The sequence below is a fragment of the Paenarthrobacter sp. NPDC057355 genome, assembly GCF_042667405.1.
Lineage (GTDB): Bacteria > Actinomycetota > Actinomycetes > Actinomycetales > Micrococcaceae > Arthrobacter.
Genome location: NZ_JBHVAL010000041.1, coordinates 4,458 through 5,564, shown reverse-complemented (window position 1 = coordinate 5,564; position 1,107 = coordinate 4,458). Strand labels below are relative to the sequence as shown.

The 1,107-nt window shown below is 54.0% G+C and carries 1 rRNA gene (cut by a window edge); it reads right to left on the bottom strand.

Features of this window, described 5'->3' with window-relative positions:
- Positions 1–70: 70 nt before the first annotated feature.
- Positions 71–1,107, bottom strand: a 23S ribosomal RNA gene (locus ACFUOZ_RS21235); it runs 2,301 nt beyond the window's last position.

The window sequence follows — 1,107 nt, the reverse complement described above, 5'->3', positions numbered from 1 at the left end:
GTTGGTTCCTGTGACAACTGGTGGGTTGTTGGTTGGGAACCACATAGTGGACGCGTGCAGTGTGTTGTGTGTGGTGTAAGTTGTTGGCCTATTAGTACCGGTCAGCTTCACGAGTCGTTAGTCCTCGCTTCCACATCCGGCCTATCAACCCAGTGGTCTGGCTGGGGGCCTCTCACACAAATTGTGTATGGAAATCTCATCTTGAAGCGAGCTTCCCGCTTAGATGCTTTCAGCGGTTATCCCATCCGAACGTAGCTAATCAGCGGTGCACTTGGCAGTACAACTGACACACCAGAGGTTCGTCCGTCCCGGTCCTCTCGTACTAAGGACAGCCCTTCTCAAATTTCCTGCGCGCGCAGCGGATAGGGACCGAACTGTCTCACGACGTTCTAAACCCAGCTCGCGTACCGCTTTAATGGGCGAACAGCCCAACCCTTGGGACCTACTCCAGCCCCAGGATGCGACGAGCCGACATCGAGGTGCCAAACCATGCCGTCGATATGGACTCTTGGGCAAGATCAGCCTGTTATCCCCGAGGTACCTTTTATCCGTTGAGCGACGGCCATTCCACAATGTACCGCCGGATCACTAGTCCCGACTTTCGTCCCTGCTCGAGATGTCTCTCTCACAGTCAAGCTCCCTTGTGCACTTACACTCGACACCTGATTGCCAACCAGGCTGAGGGAACCTTTGGGCGCCTCCGTTACTTTTTAGGAGGCAACCGCCCCAGTTAAACTACCCATCAGGCACTGTCCCTGACCCGGATCACGGGCCGAAGTTAGATGTCCAAAGTGACCAGAGTGGTATTTCAACGATGACTCCACCCGAACTGGCGTCCGGGCTTCAACGTCTCCCACCTATCCTACACAAGCCACTCCGAACACCAATACCAAACTATAGTAAAGGTCTCGGGGTCTTTCCGTCCTGCTGCGCGTAACGAGCATCTTTACTCGTACTGCAATTTCGCCGAGTTTATGGTTGAGACAGCGGGGAAGTCGTTACTCCATTCGTGCAGGTCGGAACTTACCCGACAAGGAATTTCGCTACCTTAGGATGGTTATAGTTACCACCGCCGTTTACTGGGGCTTAAATTCTCAGCTTCGCCCG